At 68.6% G+C, this 16,683-nt stretch carries 20 protein-coding genes and 1 pseudogene; 13 read left to right on the forward strand and 8 right to left on the reverse strand.

Annotated elements, in window-relative coordinates; translation table 11 throughout:
* Positions 1-73 precede the first annotated feature (73 nt).
* The 3 genes from ACXC9Q_RS26170 to ACXC9Q_RS26180 are packed head-to-tail and all read right to left on the reverse strand — an operon-like array spanning position 74 to position 1,154.
* Complete coding sequence (locus ACXC9Q_RS26170; RefSeq protein WP_457059296.1) at positions 74-364, reverse strand: antibiotic biosynthesis monooxygenase family protein; 291 nt, start codon at positions 362-364, stop codon at positions 74-76.
* The gene (locus ACXC9Q_RS26175) at positions 352-660 is read right to left on the reverse strand and encodes a hypothetical protein (protein WP_457059297.1); all 309 of its coding nucleotides are present in this window, start codon (positions 658-660) and stop codon (positions 352-354) included. Before ACXC9Q_RS26175 ends, ACXC9Q_RS26170 begins: the two co-directional genes overlap by 13 nt.
* Positions 657-1,154 (reverse strand): hypothetical protein, encoded by a 498-nt coding sequence (locus ACXC9Q_RS26180; RefSeq protein ID WP_457059298.1) that lies wholly within the window; start codon positions 1,152-1,154, stop codon positions 657-659. The genes ACXC9Q_RS26175 and ACXC9Q_RS26180 overlap by 4 nt, the downstream gene beginning before the upstream one ends.
* 76 nt (positions 1,155-1,230) lie before the next feature.
* Between ACXC9Q_RS26180 and ACXC9Q_RS26185 the strand changes: the two genes are divergently transcribed.
* Entirely contained in the window at positions 1,231-1,539 is a 309-nt protein-coding gene (locus tag ACXC9Q_RS26185; RefSeq protein WP_457059299.1) for a DUF6703 family protein, read from the forward strand.
* Between the two features lie 2 nt (positions 1,540-1,541).
* Here ACXC9Q_RS26185 and ACXC9Q_RS26190 read toward each other — a convergent pair whose 3' ends face one another.
* Complete coding sequence (locus ACXC9Q_RS26190; RefSeq protein WP_457059300.1) at positions 1,542-2,084, reverse strand: TetR/AcrR family transcriptional regulator; 543 nt, start codon at positions 2,082-2,084, stop codon at positions 1,542-1,544.
* Between the two features lie 99 nt (positions 2,085-2,183).
* Here ACXC9Q_RS26190 and ACXC9Q_RS26195 point away from each other — a divergent pair, with 99 nt between their 5' ends.
* Positions 2,184-3,413: an FAD-dependent monooxygenase gene (locus ACXC9Q_RS26195; protein WP_457059301.1), complete on the forward strand. Its 1,230-nt coding sequence runs from the start codon at positions 2,184-2,186 to the stop codon at positions 3,411-3,413.
* Here the strand turns inward: ACXC9Q_RS26195 and eboE are convergent.
* Both eboE and ACXC9Q_RS26205 read right to left on the reverse strand, forming a co-directional pair.
* The gene (gene eboE, locus ACXC9Q_RS26200) at positions 3,410-4,561 is read right to left on the reverse strand and encodes a metabolite traffic protein EboE (protein ID WP_457059302.1); all 1,152 of its coding nucleotides are present in this window, start codon (positions 4,559-4,561) and stop codon (positions 3,410-3,412) included. The genes ACXC9Q_RS26195 and eboE overlap by 4 nt on opposite strands.
* A 108-nt stretch (positions 4,562-4,669) precedes the next feature.
* On the reverse strand, positions 4,670-5,968 hold the full coding sequence (locus ACXC9Q_RS26205) for a YibE/F family protein (RefSeq protein ID WP_457059303.1): 1,299 nt from the start codon (positions 5,966-5,968) through the stop codon (positions 4,670-4,672).
* Positions 5,969-6,020: 52 nt separating this feature from the next.
* Here ACXC9Q_RS26205 and ACXC9Q_RS26210 point away from each other — a divergent pair, with 52 nt between their 5' ends.
* The 7 genes and pseudogenes from ACXC9Q_RS26210 to ACXC9Q_RS26240 all read left to right on the forward strand — a co-directional run bounded on the left by ACXC9Q_RS26210 (position 6,021) and on the right by ACXC9Q_RS26240 (position 10,875).
* On the forward strand, positions 6,021-6,971 hold the full coding sequence (locus ACXC9Q_RS26210; RefSeq protein ID WP_457059304.1) for a metal ABC transporter substrate-binding protein: 951 nt from the start codon (positions 6,021-6,023) through the stop codon (positions 6,969-6,971).
* A complete protein-coding gene (locus tag ACXC9Q_RS26215) occupies positions 6,968-7,726 on the forward strand; it encodes a metal ABC transporter ATP-binding protein (RefSeq protein WP_457059305.1) in 759 nt (252 codons plus the stop codon). The genes ACXC9Q_RS26210 and ACXC9Q_RS26215 overlap by 4 nt, the downstream gene beginning before the upstream one ends.
* Before the next feature lie 118 nt (positions 7,727-7,844).
* Positions 7,845-8,849 carry a metal ABC transporter permease gene (locus tag ACXC9Q_RS26220; protein ID WP_328527021.1) on the forward strand — a complete coding sequence of 335 codons (1,005 nt, stop codon included), beginning with the start codon at positions 7,845-7,847 and terminating at the stop codon, positions 8,847-8,849.
* 49 nt (positions 8,850-8,898) lie between these two features.
* Positions 8,899-9,291 carry a Fur family transcriptional regulator gene (locus tag ACXC9Q_RS26225; protein ID WP_457059306.1) on the forward strand — a complete coding sequence of 131 codons (393 nt, stop codon included), beginning with the start codon at positions 8,899-8,901 and terminating at the stop codon, positions 9,289-9,291.
* 60 nt (positions 9,292-9,351) lie between these two features.
* Positions 9,352-9,789 (forward strand): MerR family transcriptional regulator, encoded by a 438-nt coding sequence (locus tag ACXC9Q_RS26230; RefSeq protein ID WP_457059307.1) that lies wholly within the window; start codon positions 9,352-9,354, stop codon positions 9,787-9,789.
* A 56-nt stretch (positions 9,790-9,845) separates the two neighbouring features.
* Positions 9,846-10,277, forward strand: a pseudogene (locus tag ACXC9Q_RS26235) (aldo/keto reductase); the annotation flags it as partial.
* A gap of 85 nt (positions 10,278-10,362) precedes the next feature.
* The gene (locus tag ACXC9Q_RS26240; protein WP_457059308.1) at positions 10,363-10,875 is read left to right on the forward strand and encodes a GNAT family N-acetyltransferase; all 513 of its coding nucleotides are present in this window, start codon (positions 10,363-10,365) and stop codon (positions 10,873-10,875) included.
* Here the strand turns inward: ACXC9Q_RS26240 and ACXC9Q_RS26245 are convergent.
* A complete protein-coding gene (locus ACXC9Q_RS26245) occupies positions 10,839-11,933 on the reverse strand; it encodes an S-(hydroxymethyl)mycothiol dehydrogenase (RefSeq protein WP_457059309.1) in 1,095 nt (364 codons plus the stop codon). The two genes, ACXC9Q_RS26240 and ACXC9Q_RS26245, sit on opposite strands and share 37 nt — an antisense overlap.
* 238 nt (positions 11,934-12,171) lie before the next feature.
* Here ACXC9Q_RS26245 and ACXC9Q_RS26250 point away from each other — a divergent pair, with 238 nt between their 5' ends.
* From ACXC9Q_RS26250 to ACXC9Q_RS26265, 4 genes are read left to right on the forward strand one after another with little or no spacing between them, the layout of a single operon-like run.
* On the forward strand, positions 12,172-13,062 hold the full coding sequence (locus tag ACXC9Q_RS26250) for an ABC transporter ATP-binding protein (protein WP_457059310.1): 891 nt from the start codon (positions 12,172-12,174) through the stop codon (positions 13,060-13,062).
* Complete coding sequence (locus tag ACXC9Q_RS26255; RefSeq protein WP_457059311.1) at positions 13,062-13,880, forward strand: ABC transporter permease; 819 nt, start codon at positions 13,062-13,064, stop codon at positions 13,878-13,880. The genes ACXC9Q_RS26250 and ACXC9Q_RS26255 overlap by 1 nt, the downstream gene beginning before the upstream one ends.
* Positions 13,880-15,208, forward strand: a complete 1,329-nt coding sequence (locus tag ACXC9Q_RS26260; protein ID WP_457059312.1) for a sensor histidine kinase — start codon at positions 13,880-13,882, stop codon at positions 15,206-15,208. Before ACXC9Q_RS26255 ends, ACXC9Q_RS26260 begins: the two co-directional genes overlap by 1 nt.
* A complete protein-coding gene (locus ACXC9Q_RS26265; protein WP_328522291.1) occupies positions 15,205-15,849 on the forward strand; it encodes a response regulator transcription factor in 645 nt (214 codons plus the stop codon). Before ACXC9Q_RS26260 ends, ACXC9Q_RS26265 begins: the two co-directional genes overlap by 4 nt.
* Here the strand turns inward: ACXC9Q_RS26265 and ACXC9Q_RS26270 are convergent.
* Positions 15,843-16,676: an isoprenyl transferase gene (locus tag ACXC9Q_RS26270; protein WP_457059313.1), complete on the reverse strand. Its 834-nt coding sequence runs from the start codon at positions 16,674-16,676 to the stop codon at positions 15,843-15,845. The genes ACXC9Q_RS26265 and ACXC9Q_RS26270 overlap by 7 nt on opposite strands.
* Positions 16,677-16,683: the final 7 nt, after the last annotated feature.

The raw sequence follows: 16,683 nt of genomic DNA on the forward strand, positions 1-16,683 counted from the left end.
GCCAGTAATGAACACACTTGCACTTCGGAAGGGTCCAGGCTATCGGTCCGAGGCGGCCGTCGTCGCATCAGTGCTACGGAAGCAACTCGGCGAGGTCCTCATACGCGGTCGGCTCGTCGACAGCCTGGGAAAGGAGCGGTACGGCGGTCAGCTTCACCTCGTACGGCGACAACGCCCGGCGATAGCTGCCGACGTTCTCCCACTCCATGTTCAAGGCGAGCAACTCCGGGTCGTCGACATTCCGCCCGACCTGGGCCGCGACGAACCCCTTCTGCTTGGCCAGCACGTCGATGGCAGCCCGCACCCGGACGGCGAACTCGGCCTGCGCGTCCTCCCCCACCCGGAACCTGATCACCACGAACACGCCCGCCACCCTAGTTCACCCGCTCCGGCCACCCGGTCCCCACCACCCGCCCAGGCCGCCGCGCCCCACTCGCCTGCGAAAGACTCGGCGGCCGCGCCACCCCCAACGGGCTCGAACCCGAGAGGGTGGTGGCCGTTGGAATTGCCGCTCGCGAGGTCGACCATCTCGCGCACGATGCGCTGTCGCAGGATGGCTTCGGGGCCGTCAGGGTTGCGGCTCGCGGCGGCATCGATCCGGCGGTAGTCCAGGTCGAAATCGCGATTGCCCAGCAGCAGGTAGCCACTGGGCGGGCTCATGGGTTCGTGCCATCTTCGCGGCGGATCTCCTCCAAGATCTGCTGCGTGTCAGGACCCATGCGAGCTGCCCACTCGTCCACGGTGAACGGGCGGCTGTCTGGGAGGGGTTGGGTGGCGTAGGTGCGGACTGTTGGGTCGTCGACTACGCCCGCGGGCGGCTCGTCGTCGCCTCGGAGGTGGCGGTACTGGGCGACGGACAGTACGACCGCCTCGGGCACGCCCAACTCGCCCCACACCACCGGCGCGCCGTCGCCGGTGCGCGCCGCGGCCACCACCGCCGCCAACTCCCCCGCCAGCCGGCCCGGCTCCACCACCTCCGCACCCACGACGAACTTCGACTCACCGCCGAGGTCCTCGAATTCGTCGTACGTGAGGACGACGGCCTCCGGCAGGCCCGCGCCGAAGCTGAAGGCGCGGGTCCGGCCGGCACGGAAGCGGGTCAGGATCGCGGGGAGGTCGGCACGGACGTCGGCACCGGAAGGCAGATCGGTCATGCCCTTGAATGTATTGGTTCGCGCTGCGGAGCGTCCGGAGTTATCCACAGCTTCGGCGGCCTGGAACAATAGAGCAATGAGTTCCCAGGGCAGTCAGCCGGTGAGTCCGCTGCGGCAGCGGATCACCAAGTTCAGCTATCCCTATATCGCCCGGCTGCACGGCATGCCGAAGCTCACCCTGCCCGGCATCACCCTGGTCCTCGCGCTGGCCGGTGTCTTCGGCCCGGTCGCCGTTGCCGTCCCGGCGCTGATTCTGCTCGCGCTGTTGCTGTCCTGGCTCGGATTCCTGTCGTGGCCGGTCGTCACCACCGGAGCGCGCCTGCTCCGGATCTTCTCGATCCTGGTGATCCTGCTCTTCGCCGTTTCCCGCATCGCCAACGGCTGACGCTACGGGCGGCCCAGGCTGTCGTACGCCGCGTCGACGGCAGCGGATCGCAGTTCGTCGACCGGGACGTGGTCGATCATCACCGCGCAGTCGGAGAGCCCGCCGATCGCGACCATGCAGCGGACCTGGTCGGCGAAGGCCGCGGCCGGGCCGATCAGGAGGTCGGCGAGCTGCCCGCGCCATTGGATGAAACGGTCGGCGAGTTTCAGCTCGTGCAGGACCGCCAGGTCGCGGATCGCCAACTGGATCAGCGTGCGATGACGGTACGCGAGGTCGAAGTACGAGCCCAGTAGCTCCCGTGCCTCGACAGGGGCGGCCGCCTGCTGCTCGGCGGCGTACGCCTCGAAATCCTCGACCAGCGGCTGGACCAGGCTGTTCAGCAGGTCCTCCCGCGAGGCGAAGTGGTAGTAGAGCGCCGGCTTGGTGACACCGAGGCGGTCGGCGATGTCGCGCAGGCTCGTCTGCTGGACCCCCTGCTCGGAGAACAGCTCGATCGCGACCCGCTGGATCCGCGCCCGGGTGTCCCCGGTCCGTTGTCTCGGCATGCCACAAAGGCTAACTGACTTTCCGGTAAGTAAGCCATTGACATGGCCACAGCCGATCACTTACTTTCCGTTCAGTAAACGAATCAAAAGGGGGTTGCCGTGAAGATCCTGATCTCGGGTGCGAGCGTGGCCGGTCCGGTGCTCGCCTACTGGTTGCACCGCTACGGTTTCGAGCCGACCGTCGTCGAGCGCACCCCGCAGCTGCGGCACGGGCTCGGCGGTCACGCCGTCGATCTGTTCGGCCCGGGCGCCGAGGTGGCCCGCCGGATGGGCCGCTGGGATGCGATCGAGGCCGCCCGGACCCGGATCGACTCGATGACGATCGAGCGCTTCGGCAAGCGCCCGGTCCATGTCGACCTCAGCCGCCTGTACGCCGGCATCTCCGGAAGTCACGTGGAGATCCTCCGCGGCGAGCTCACCAAGATCCTGTACGACGCCACCCGCGCCGGCACCGACTACGTCTTCGGCGACTCGATCGCGACCCTGGATGACGACGGCGCCGGCGTCGACGTCACCTTCGAGTCCGGCGACGAGCGCCGCTTCGACCTGGTGATCGGTGCCGACGGCATGCATTCGACCGTCCGCCGGCTCGCGTTCGGCCCGGAGGAGTCGATGCGCCGGCCACTCGGCGGCTACCTCGCGGTGTTCTCGATGCCCGACGTCCTCGACCTCGGCAACGGGATGGTCGCGCACTTCTCCGTCGACCGGATCGTCGCGGGGTACGGCGTGCACCAGACCGGCCAGACCCGCGCGGGCTTCCTGTTCCGGACTCCGCACGAATTGCACTACGACTACCGCGACAAGGACGAGCAGAAAGCCCTGCTGGCCAAGGAGTTCCGCGACTACGGCTGGAAGGCGCCACTGCTCCTCGAGCACCTACCGGCGGCCGAGGACTTCTATTTCGACTCCATCTCGCAGATCACGCTCGACACCTGGCAGCGCGGCCGGATCGGCCTGGTCGGCGACGCCGGCTTCTGCCCGGCACCGGCTGTTGGTGGCGGCACCAGCCTGGCGGTCGTCACGGCGTACATCCTGGCCGGCGAGCTCGCCGCGGCGCGCAGCGATCTCCCCTCCGGACTGCGGAACTATGAGAGGACGGTCCGGCGGATGGTCGACCTGAGCCGGGCGATCGGGCCGAAGGTAATGCGCACACTGATTCCTGGCAGCCCGACCGCGCTCAAGCTGATGCCGTTCGCGGCGGCCGCCGTACCGAAGCTGCCGACCCCGGTGCAACGGTTCATCTGGTCGCAGAACGCGGTGGGCAAGGCACTCAGCTCGGTGCCGCTCCCCGACTACTCCGACCTGACCAGAGTGCCGCGCGCGGCCTAGTCGATCGCCTGCAATCCCAGCCCTGTCAGGCGATCGCGAAGCCACCGCAGTTCCTTGGCGATCCGCTTGGCCAGCTGCTGCTTTGTCTTGGGAGGGCGCGGCCACGCGTAGACCTCGGACTCCAAGTGATGCGTGAGCGGATGGCCACCGCCGACCAGTCTGGTCAGACAGTCCTCCAAGGCAAGAGTTGTCGCCGAGAGCGGAGGTGGCGGCGCGGTGTGGGCGGGGACGTGGGCATGCATGCGCCAGGCCGAGTGCCCAGACAGCTCGTACGCCTGCGCGACATCGTCCACCCCAGGCCCACCCCACTCACGGACCTGCCGCAGGTACTTCGGAGTTCCGAGCTGACCGAGCGCATAGCGACCGGCCGCGTCGGACGGGTCCACCAACGTCGGCGCCACCGCCAATTGTCCCTTCACCACATCAACGCCGGCCCGCCACAGTGTCTCGAAGGCGTCCGCGGGCTCCTCGAACTGCACCGCCAGATGACACGTGTCCAATCCCAGTCCGATCCGCGACGTACCGCCGTACGGACTGGAATAGCGGCTCAGCCAGGCGGCGGCCTGGCCGATCATCTCGAGGACGCAGCCGGGTTCGGGTTCGAGCGCGATCCGGATCCTCCGACCGGTCCGCGTCTCGGTCCGGGCGAGGTGCTGCTCGACACCGTCGAGCGCCTTCCGGGCCGCGGCGTTGCGCGCCTTCGACCACGGCACGCGCCAGGCGAGCGGCAGCGTCGAAATCGATCCGTACGACGCGTCCGCCGGGAGCAACTCGGCCAGGACGTCGACCAGATCGAGGGTGTACCGGAGTCGCTCGGGCTCGGTCCAGTCCGGGCAGAACACCTTGGTGCCGACAACTTGGTCGGTGAAGTGGGAGTGCGGGATGCCGTTCAGCGTGACGACTTCCAACTGATTCCGAGTGAGCGATCGACGGAGCTTGTTCAGCGAGGACGGCGAGTTCGCCAGCCGATCGGCCAGTGGACTCGCGAGCCACAGGCCGATCCCGAGCACCGCCACGTCCAGCTCCGCGCGGACCCGCCGCGCGCAGCCGTCGAGATCGGCGATCACCCCGTCGAGGTCGTCGGCCGGATGGACGGTCGCGCAGTACCCCACATGGACGGTCGACCCGTCCCGATGACGGAACCTCATCAGCACTCCTCACCCCGTAAAGCCACCGAAGGTAGTCGTTGGCGGACTCTCCGTGACCTGCCAGCACTGTAGGAGCCTGGCGCGCCGTGTGGAAGGGGTGATTTTCAGTTAGCCCGCGTGAATGTGTTCCGGCTCCGTGTTGACCAGCTCCCGGGAGCGGTCCGCGACGGCCATCGCGGCGAGGGCGGTGGTGAGCGGGACGGCCATGATGATGCCGAGGCTGCCGACGAGGCCGCGCACCACTTCCATCGCGACCAGTTCGGTCGAGACGACGTACCGGCCGGGCAAGCCCTGGATGGCGAAGATGAGCAGGATCGGCATCGCGGCGCCGGCGTACGCGAGGACGAGCGTGTTGACCACCGACGCGACGTGGGTGCGGCCGATGCGCAGGCCTGCGCCAACCAGCTCACGCCGGCTCGCCGCCGGGTTCGCGGCGGACAACTCCCAGACCGCCGCCGCCTGGGTGACGGTGACGTCGTCGAGCACACCCAGCGCGCCGATCACCATGCCGGCCACGAGCAGACCGGTCAGGTCGAGGTCGGGCGCGAACTGTTTGGCCCCCGTCGCGCCCTCGGACGCGAGCCCGCTCAACTGGCAAAGCCTGGTGAAGAACCAGCCGAGGACCACGGTCAGCCCCAGCGCCGCGATCGTTCCGGACAGCGCGATCGAACTCTCCGCATTGATCCCGTGCGTAAGGAACAGCGCTATCGCCATGATCACCGTGCCACCGACGACCGCGACCACCAGCGCGTTCGAGCCCTTGAGGATCGCCGGCAGGATGAACTGCGTCAGCATCACCGCGGTCACCGCCAGCGCGATCAGCGCCGCGAAACCACGCCAGCGCGACAGCGCCACGACCGCGATCGCGAAGATCACGGCCAGCAGCAGCAACGGCTTGGTCCGGTCGTGGTCGACGTAGCTGTACCGGTCGTTGATCGTCGTCGCGTCGGTGTTCACCGCGAGCATCAGCGGCTGCCCCACCTTGATCGGAATCGGGGCCTGGCCGGCCTTCGGGACCTGGACCGGCACGAGCTTGCCCTTGTCCGGGCCGCTGCTCAGCTTGACCGTCGCCTGATCGCACTGATCCTTCGAGCTCGGGCACGCCTTGAGCGCGGTGACCGCGCCGCGGGCGGTGTCGGTCTGGTACGACGTAACCTTCACGCCGCCACCCGGCCACAGCACGATCATCGCGACCACGGCGGCCGTGAGCAGCGGGATCAGTACGGCGGCGACCACGATCCGGACCCGCCGGGCGACGATCGCGTCCGAGTCCACCACCGAGGTGTCGAGCACGTGGTCGCCGTGCCCGTGACCATGCCCGTGCCCGTGGCCGGCGGGAATGTCGAGCTTGCGGCGGCGGTTGCTCCGGTGGTCGGCGCGCCGGCGCCCGACAGTACGGCTGGCCATCGGTCAACTCCCTGTTTTGACAATGACTTCCACTTAAATGAAAATGATTGTCATGAGATCTAGTACTCGTGCAGTCGTCGCCGGCGCCACCGCCCTGGCGGCCCTCACCCTGGTGGGGTGTGGTGGCTCGACCGCCAGTGGCTCCGGCGACGGCAAGCTCGACGTCGTGACTTCGTTCTACCCGCTCGAGTTCATCGCTCGCTCAGTGGGGGGCGACGCGGTGCACGTCACGACGCTGACCGCGCCGGGTGTCGAGCCGCACGACCTGGAACTCACTCCCAAGCAGGTCGGCCACGTCGCCACTGCGAACCTGGTCATCTACGAGAAGGGCCTGCAACCGGCCGTCGACGAGGCGATTGACCAGAACGCCAAGGACGCCGGCTTCGACGTCGCACCGGCCGCCCAACTGGAGGCGACGGGCGCCGACTTCGAGGAGCATCAGGAGCCTGGCGGCGCGGCACCGGCCGCGCACACCGAGGACGCGCTCGACCCGCACTTCTGGCTCGACCCGGTCCGGTACGCCGATGTCGTCAACGCGGTCACCGAGAAACTGGTTGCCACCGACAGCGCGAACGCCGCGGGCTACCACGCCCGGGCCAAGACCCTGCTGGCCGAGGTCGGCAAGCTCGACGCCGACTTCAAGACCGGTCTGGCCGACTGCCGGCTCAAGACCTTCGTGACGAGTCATCAGGCCTTCGCCTACCTCGCCAAGCGATACGGTCTGACGATGGTCGGCATCGCCGGGTTCACCCCGGACGCGGAGCCGACCCCGGCCCGGATCAAGGAGGTCCAGGACATCGTGAAGGCACAGCATGTGACCACGATCTTCTACGAGGAGCTGGTCAGCCCGAAGGTGGCCGAGACGATCGCCCGGGACGTCGGCGTGCAGACCGCCGTACTGAGTCCGATCGAGGGCCTGACGGACGCGCATTCGCAGGAAACCTACCTGACGCTGATGCGGCAGAATCTCCAGGAACTCGAGAAGGCGAACAGCTGCGCGTGACACCTCCAGAAACCTCCGCGAAGGCCGTTCAGGTCGCCGATCTCTCGGTCGACCTGGGCGGTCGTCTCGTGCTCCGGGGCGTCGACCTGCAGATCCGCCAGGGCGAGGTGGTCGCGGTCCTCGGCACCAACGGCTCCGGCAAGTCCACGCTGATCCGGACCATCGTCGGTCTGCTCCCGGCTGCTCGCGGAGAGGTCCGGCTGTTCGGTACGCCGGTCCCCCGCTTCCGGCAGTGGCGTCGGGTCGGGTACGTCCCGCAGCGGATCACCGCGGCCGGCGGGGTACCGGCGACCGTCTACGAGGTGGTGTCGTCTGGACTGCTGTCGAAGCGGCGGATGTTCACCCCACTCGGCTCTGTCGGCAAGGAGGCGATCGACGCGGCGCTGGAGATCGTCGACATGGCCGACCGGCGCAAGGATGCGGTGGCCGAGCTGTCCGGCGGGCAGCAGCAGCGGGTCCTGATCGCGCGGGCGCTGGTGTCCGACCCGGAGCTGCTGATCCTCGACGAACCGACCGCAGGGGTCGACTTGGCGAGCCAGCAGATCTTCGCCGACGCGATCCGGGAGCGGGTCACCCGCGGCACCACCGTGGTGATGGTCAGCCACGACCTCGGTCCGATGGACGCGCTGATCGACCGCTCGGTCGTCCTGCGCCGCGGCCGGATCGTGTACGACGGCCCGCCACACGCCTCCCAGACCCACGCCCATGTCCACCACTCCCACAGCGATGACGACTCCGGATGGCTAACGTCATGACTGTGCTTTTGGCCGGGCCTTCGGCGCCGGCGTGGTCATGGGGCCTTGGCTCCCGGCCTTCCCTCGTCGCTCCAGTCGCTTCGCTCCCTGCGCTCCTCAGTCCAGGCCGGGAGGCCCCATGACCCTGTTCCAGTTGGAGTTCATGCAGCGGGCGCTGGTCGCCGGGCTGCTGACCGGTCTGTCCGCGCCTGCCATCGGCACCTATCTGGTTCAGCGGCGGCTGTCGTTGATGGGTGATGGCATCGGCCACATCGCGATCACCGGTGTCGCCCTCGGTCTGCTGACCGGCACGGCGCCGGTGTTCACCGCGGTCCTCGTGTCGATCGCCGGTGCGACCGCGATCGAGCTGGTCCGCGCCCGTGGCAAGGCCAGCGGCGACGTGGCGCTCGCACTGCTCTTCTACGGCGGTATCGCAGGCGGTGTGCTCCTTATCGGGCTTGCCGGTCAAGGCGCCGCCACTCTGAACACCTATCTGTTCGGTTCACTGACCACTGTGTCCCCCAGCGACCTGTACGTCGTCGTCGGGCTGGCCGTGACCGTCCTGGTGGTGGCGATCGGATTGGGACCGCAGTTGTTCGCGGTGTGCCAGGACGAGGAGTTCGCCCGCACTACCGGACTCCGGGTCCAACTGCTCAACCTGGTGATCGCGGTCATGGCTGCCGTGACGGTGACCGTGGCGATGCGGACGGTGGGCCTGCTGCTGGTCAGCGCGCTCATGGTGGTCCCGGTGGCGACCGCACAGCAGCTGACCCGGTCCTTCCGCAGTACGTTCGTGACCGCATGTGGGATCGGTGTCGTGGTGTGCCTGGCCGGCATCATCACGTCGTACAACGCGAACGTGGCTCCGGGCGCGACCATCGTCGTACTGGCGCTGGCCTGCTTCGTGATCGCGGCGACGGTGGGCACGCTGCTCCGGCGGCGGTCCGGCCGGGCCCGCCCGCTCGCGGACGAGGAGCCGGAGGTCGGCGTACCGGCTCCGGAGCCGCATGTGGTGAGCTCTGGGCACCCGCACGCACACAACCCGGCCTGTGGGCACAAGAAGGTCGAGCACGGCGATCATCTCGACTACGTCCACGACGGTCACCTGCACGCGGCCCACGGTGATCACTGGGATGAGCACTGACTTGCCGACTTCTGCGAGAATTGGGTCTGACTTGAGGACAGGAGGAATGGTGGCCATCGGAACACGCTCGACCCGTCAGCGCGCGGCGGTCGCGCTCGCGCTCGACAACCTCGACGAATTCCGGACCGCGCAGGAGATCCACCAGGAGCTCCGGACCGCGGGTGAGGCTGTCGGCCTGACCACCGTCTACCGGACCCTGCAGGCGCTCGCGGACTCGCGCGAGGTCGACGTCCTGCGCACCACGGACGGCGAGACGGCGTACCGGCGCTGCTCGAAGGGTCACCACCACCACCTGGTCTGCCGCAACTGCGGCCGCACGGTCGAGGTCGAAGGCCCGGCGGTCGAGCGCTGGGCGGACAAGGTCGCGGCCGAGCACGGGTACGCCGACGTCAGCCACACGCTGGAGATCTTCGGGACCTGCGCGGACTGCCAGCAGCCCTAGTTCTCTGTGATGCAGGTCACCTTTGCCTTTGAGTGCACTCGAAGGCCTACGGTTGACGATATGGACACCACGGAGTTGCTCGACCAGTCGGTCGACGGGCAGTTGCTGGGGCTGCTCGAGCTCCCCGACGACCTCCCCGAGCGCCTCTCGATCGCCGAGGCCGCCGCGATCACCGGGCTCACCGCCCACACCCTGCGGTACTACGAACGGATCGGGCTGGTCCAGGTCGGTCGGGACGACGCCGGCTACCGCAGCTACGACCGGCACGCGATGGCCCGGATCGTGTTCGTCACCCGGCTGCGCGCGTCCGACATGCCGATCGGCACGATCAGTCACTACCTGGACCTGGTCGCGCAGGGCGATCACACCGCGCCGCAGCGGCTCACTCTGATGGAAGAGCACCGGGCCGGCATCCAGCGCCGGATGCGTGATCTGCAGGCGGCGCTCTCGGTGACCGAGTACAAGATCACCGTGTACGGCGGAAACGCCACTCCGTAATCCATTGATCGCTCAGCCGAGGCCCCCATGCGGTCCGTCGGCGGGCAGAGCCATGCATCGAGGAGTCGGTGCTGCCGACCTGCCGTGAGCTCGGCATCGGGATCGTGCCGTACTCCTCGCTCGGTCGCGGCATGCTGACCGGCGCGGCGCCGAAGAACCTCGCCGCCGACGACTTCCGGCGTACTCTGCCGCGCTTCAACGACGAGAACCTCGAGGCGAATCTCGCGCTGGTCGACGAGATCCGCGCCGTCGCGTCCCGGTACGACGCGACGCCCGGGCAGGTCGCCCTGGCCTGGGTGCTTGCTCAGGGCAACGACGTGGCGCCGATCCCGGGAACGAAGCGACGCAAGTACCTCGAGGAGAACGCCGCGGCGCTGGAGCTGGAACTGTCGGCGGACGACCTGGCCGCGCTCGCCAAGCTGACGCCGGCAGGCCCGCGCTACCCGGACATGACCTGGGTCGACCGGAGTACTGGCGCGCTGGCCTGATAAACTGACTGCAGTAAGCCTTCCGTACCGGATCTCCTTCCGGCGGGAGGCTTTTCTGCGTTCTCAGACCCTTGTGAGGAGATCTATGTTCGTACGGCGTGCCGACACGGAGGACCGTGTCGTCCTGGAGCGGTTGTGGCTGATGTTCCGGCACGACATGTCGGAGTTCCAGGGCCAACTGCCGCGGCCGGACGGGAGTTACCGGACCGAGTGGCTGGAGAAGGTGCTCACCGGGGACCCGGACTGGGCCGGGTACCTGTTCTACAGCGGCGAGAGTCCGGTCGGCTTCTGCTTCATGCGGGCGCTCTCGCAACCGGTGCGGGTGCTGAACGCGTTCTTCATGGTTCGGCCGGTACGGCGCAACGGACTAGGGCTGCGGGCAGTGCGCGAGGTCCTCGCACACCACCCCGGCCCGGTTGACGTCGCATTCCAGGAGAACAACCCGAAGGCGGTCCGGTTCTGGCACCGGGTCGCGACCGAGGTCTCCGGGGAAGTGTGGACGTCGGAGCGCCGCCCGATCGCCGGGAAGCCCGACGCGACACCCGATGTCTGGATCTCCTTTCAGAACACGACGACCGAGCGCAGCACGTCGCCGTGATGCATCTTGGTGAACGCGGCCTCCACGTCGTCGAGGGCGATCGTCTCGGAGACGAAGCGGTCCAGCGGTAGCCGGCCCTGGAGGTGCAGGTCGATCAGCAGCGGGAAGTCCCGGGTCGGCAGGCAGTCGCCGTACCAGCTCGACTTCAGCGAACCGCCGCGGCCGAAGAAGTCGAGCAGCGGCATCTCCAGCGTCATGTCCGGCGTCGGTACGCCGACCAGGACAACGGTGCCGGCCAGGTCACGGGCGTAGAACGCCTGCTTCCACGTCTCCGGTCGGCCGACCGCGTCGATCACCACATCCGCACCGAACCCACCGGTCAGCTCCTGGACCGCGGCGACGACTCCGTCGTGGTCGAGGCCCTTGGAGTTGATCGTGTGGGTGGCGCCGAGCTCCTGGGCCACGGTGAGCTTGCGGTCGTCGATGTCGATGGCAATCACTTTCGCCGCCCCGGCCAGGCGGGCTCCGACGACAGCCGCCGTACCGACTCCGCCCGAGCCGATCACGGCGACGCTGTCACCGCGTCCGACGTTGCCGGTGTTGATCGCGGCGCCGAGCCCGGCCATCACACCGCAGCCCAGCAGGCCGGCGACCTCCGGCTTGGCGGCCGGGTCGACCTTGGTGCACTGGCCGGCCGCGACCAGGGTCTTGTCGGCGAAGGCGCCGATGCCGAGGGCTGGGCTCAGCTCGGTGCCGTCAGCCAGCGTCATTTTCTGCTTGGCGTTGTGGGTGTTGAAGCAGTACCAGGGACGGCCGCGCAGGCAGGCCCGGCAGTTGCCGCAGACGGCCCGCCAGTTCAGGACGACGAAGTCACCCGGCTGAACGTCGGTGACGCCGTCGCCGACCGACTCCACGATGCCGGCCGCCTCGTGACCCAACAGGAAGGGGAAATCGTCGTTGATGCCGCCCTCGCGATAGTGCAGGTCCGTGTGGCAGACGCCGCACGCCTGGACCTTCACCACCGCCTCCCCCGGTCCGGGATCCGGGATCGTGATCTCCTCGATCGACACCGGTTGGCCTTTGCCCTTCGCCACCACACCACGCACCGTCTGAACCATTCCCCGACGCTATCCGGCTCCTGGCGATCCCGTCATCCTTCGCGGGCGTGGCGGCGTGCGCAACGACAGGACGTAGTCGTGTGCGTACATGCCCGCGCCCGCCTGAGCAACCACCGGCGACCCCTCGCCGAGCCGACTACCTCCTGTCCTTATGTACACCTCTGTCCACCGGTCGGGGGACACCGAGTCCATCGGGCGGTGCTCCCGGGGGACGGTGCCGGAACGGGAAGGTTGAGGCATGCAGACAGACGACGCAGTGCGGGTGCGGGGCCTGGTGAAGCGATACCCCGACAAGGTCGCGGTCGACGGGGTCGATCTGGACATCCATCGGGGTGAGGTGTTCGCCCTGCTCGGGCCGAACGGGGCCGGCAAGACGACGGCCACGGAGATCCTGGAGGGGTATCGCCGGGCCGACGAGGGTGAGATCAGCGTGCTCGGCACCGACCCGGGGCACGGCGACCGGCAGTGGCGCAGCCGGCTCGGGATTGTGCTGCAGACGTCACGCGACGAGGCCGAGTCCACTGTGGCCGAGCTGGTCAACCACTACGCCGGCTACTACCCCAACCCGCGCGACCCGGACGAGGTGATCGCCTCGGTCGGGCTGGAGGAGAAGCGCAAGACCCGGCCGCGCAAGCTGTCCGGCGGACAACGCCGGCGGCTCGATGTAGCGCTCGGTGTGATCGGCAACCCGGAGCTGCTGTTCCTGGACGAGCCGACGACCGGGTTCGACCCCGAGGCGCGGCGGCAGTTCTGGACGCTGATCGAGGGCCTGCGGACGAGCGGTACGACGATCCTGCTGACCACCCACTACCTGGACGAGGCCGAACACCTGGCCGACCGGGTCGGGGTGATCGCCGACGGCCGGATGCTCGAGGTCGCAACGCCGGAGACGCTCGGCGGGCGCGGAGCCCGGACCGCGCGGGTCTCCTGGAGCGACGCCGACGGCCCGCACGAGCTGCGCACCGACCAGCCGACGGCCGAGGTCGCCGCGCTGATGCAGCGCTTCGGCGGCGAAGTACCCGAACTCGAAGTACGGCGCCCGAGCCTGGAAGACATCTACCTGGACCTGATCGGCAAGGTCACCGCCGCCGACCGGGCCGCTGTTGCGATCGAAGCTGGAGCACACTGATGGCCGACACCACCACCAAGCCGCTGCCGTCGACGCTGTCGATCGGCCTGGCCCGCACCAAGCTCGAGGTCCGCGAGTTCTTCCGGGAGCGGGAGGCGCTGATCTTCACCTTCTTCTTCCCGATCATCTTCCTCGCCATCTTCTCCGCCGTCTTCGGCAGCACCGACTTCAACGGCGTCAACGCCGCGACCTACTTCACCCCCGGGATGATCGCCTCCGGCATCTTCCTGAGCAGCTTCCAGTCGCTCGCGGTCAGCATCGCGCTGGAGCGCGACGACGGCCTGCTGAAGCGGCTGCGCGGTATGCCGATGCCCCCACAGTCCTACTTCGTCGGCAAGATCGGGCTGGTCCTGATCACCTCGATCGCGCAGATCGCGTTGCTGCTGACGATCTCCGGGGTGCTGCTCGGCGTCGACCTGCCGACCGACCCGGCCAAGTGGGCGAACTTCGTGTGGATCTTCGTTCTCGGTACCGCGTCGGGGTCGGCGCTGGGGATCGGGTTCAGCGTCGTACCGAGGTCCGGCAAGGCGGCGTCCGCGGTCGTCGCTCCGGTGGTCCTGCTGCTGCAGTTCATGTCCGGCGTGTACTTCGTCTACAGCAGCCTGCCGCCCTGGATGCGCGGCGTCGCCTCGGTCTTCCCGCTGAAGTGGCTGGCCCAGGGCATGCGGTCGGTGTTCCTGCCGGACGGGTTCGAGGTGAACGAACCGGGTGGCTCGTGGCAGCTGGGCACCTGCGCGATCGTGCTCACGGTCTGGCTGATCGTGGGCCTGTTCGTCGCCCAGCGCGTCTTCCGCTGGACCCGGCGGGACGCGGGTTGATGAACGGGCTCTCCGGTACGACGCCGGCCGCACCGGCCCGGCGTCGTACCGTGCCGTCCGCCTGGAACGCGCCGCGAGCGTGGGTCGTGGTGTGGAGGAAGATGGTGGCCGTGGAGAGCTCTGGCAGTGGGGTCGACCAGCCCGTGTGGACGCGGACGCTGGTCGGCTGGCACATCGTGTTCTGGGTGCTGCTGGCGATGACGCTGGCGCTGTCCTTCACCGGGGACCTGAACCCGACGCGGCAGGCGGTGTTCGTCGGGGCGGTCGTGGTGCTCGGGGCGGCGTACCAGTTCATCGGGATGCCCGCAATCCGGTCCCGCCGGGCGCTTCCGTCGTACGCCTATCGGCTCGTGCTGATCGCCTGCCTGGTGGTGCTGGTCGCGCTGCATCCGCAGTCGGTGTTCCTGATGTTCATCGCGTCGGCGCAGATCTGGCTGCTGTGCGAGGACGTGCGCGAGGGCGCGGTGCTCAGCCTGCTGCTGGTGGTCGGCGTCGGCGCGGGGCAGCTGTGGAACGTCGGATGGGGCTGGGGCGCGTTCTGGGACATCCTGCCGTGGATGCTGGTCAGCCTGGTCGTGAGCCTGCTGTTCGGGATCTGGATCGAGAAGGTGATCACGCAGAGCCAGCAACGGGCCGAGCTGATCGAGCAACTCGAGTCGGCCCGGGACGAGCTCAACGAAGCGCATCACAGCGCCGGTGTGATGGCCGAGCGGGAGCGGATGGCGCGGGAGATCCACGACACGCTCGCGCAGGGAATGACGAGCATCGTGATGCTGGCCCAGACCGCCGCGGTCGAACTGCAGCGCGGCGGGACCGACGGCGCCGCGGCCCGGCTGGCGGCGATCGAGGACACCGCCCGGGAGAACCTGGCCGAGGCCCGCGCGCTGGTCGCCGCGTTCACCCCGGTTGCGTTGTCGGGGGCAACATTGTCAGAGGTGCTGCGGCGGCAGGCGGAACGGTTCGCGGCCGAGACGGGCGTCGACGTACAGGTGTCGCTGGACCTGCCGGACGAGGAGGTCGCGGCGCTGCCGCAGGCGCAGCAGGTGGTGTTGCTGCGGTCCGCCCAGGAGGCGCTGGCGAATGTGCGCAAGCACGCCCGGGCGACGCAGGTGCGGATCACGCTGGGGCTGTCGGACGGCGGGGTCTGGATCGAGATCCGGGACGACGGGTCCGGGTTCACGCCGGCCGCGGTGTCCGGTGGCTTTGGACTGAACGCGATGCGCGGGCGGGTCGAGGAGTCGGGTGGTTCGGTGCAGGTGGAGAGCGCGCCGGGGCGGGGTACTCGCGTTCAGGTGCTGATACCGGCTACGGCGCAGGAGGATGCGTGATTCGGGTTCTGGTGGTCGACGACCATCCGGTGGTGCGGTCCGGGCTGATCGGCATGCTCGCGGTGACCGACGACATCGCGGTGGTCGGCGAGGCCGGTGACGGCGCGGAGGCTCTCGCGCTGGTCGAGTCGACGCGGCCTGACGTCGTACTGATGGATCTGCGGATGCCTGGGCGGGACGGGGTGTGGGCTACTGGCGGGATCGTGGCCCGGTACCCGTCGACGCGGGTGCTGGTGCTGACGACGTACGACACCGACACCGACATCCTGCACGCGGTCGAGGCTGGTGCTGCGGGGTATCTGCTGAAGGACACGCCACACGCTGAGTTGTTGGACGGGATTCGCTCCGCGGCCCGTGGTGAGACCGTCCTCGCGCCGCCGGTCGCGGCGCGCCTGATGAACCGCCTTCGTACGCCGGCCGCGCCCGCCGCGGCCCAGCCGTCGCCTCGCGAGCTCGAGGTCCTCGCGGCGGTGGCTCGTGGCCTCAGTAACGCGGAGATCGGCCGGGAGCTCTTCATCGGCGAGGCGACGGTGAAGACGCATCTCCAGCGGCTGTTCACGAAGCTGGATGTGGACGACCGCACCCGAGCCGTCACTGTTGCGATGGAGCGGGGCCTACTCCCGAATCCCCGCGCTCACTGAGACACCTCGTTGGGGATAGCGCCGCCGTACCGGCGGTCGCGCTGGGCGTAGAGTTCGATCGCGCGCCACAGGTCGCGGCGGTCGAAGTCCGGCCAGAGTGTGTCGAGGAAGACCATCTCGGCGTACGCGAGCTGCCAGACCAGGAAGTTGCTGGTCCGCTGCTCACCCGACGACCGGACGAACAGGTCCACCTCGGGGATGTCCGGCGCGTACAGATGCCGCGCGATGGTCTGCTCGGTGATCCGGTCCGGCTTGAGCTTGCCTGCGGCAACATCTCGCGCGATCGACTTCATCGCGTCGGCGATCTCCGCGCGACCGCCGTAGTTCACGCAGAACTGCAGGGTGATCGTGTCGTTGTCCTTTGTCCGCTCCTGTGCGTACTCCAGCTCGTCGATCACGGTCTTCCACAGCCGCGGCCGCCGCCCGGACCACACCACCCGGACCCCCATCGCGTCCAGCTCGTCGCGCCGCCGGTGGATCACCTCGCGGTTGAACCCCATCAGGAACCGCACCTCTTCCGGCGACCGCGCCCAGTTCTCCGTCGAGAACGCGTACGCCGAGACGTACTTCACCCCGATCTCGATCCCACCCTTGATCACATCCAGCAGCGAAGCCTCCCCCGCCCTGTGCCCCTCGGTCCGAGCCAGCCCCCGCTGCTTGGCCCACCGCCCGTTCCCATCCATGACAATCGCCACATGCCGAGGCACCAACTCCTTCGGCACCCCCGGCGGCCGCGCCCCCGACGGATGCGGCTCAGGCGCCACCACCGCCTTCTTCTCCCCCACCCGAGCGCTACCCCAACCCCGACGACGACCAATAGGCGACATACCTAAA

This window comes from Kribbella sp. CWNU-51 (assembly GCF_054073265.1).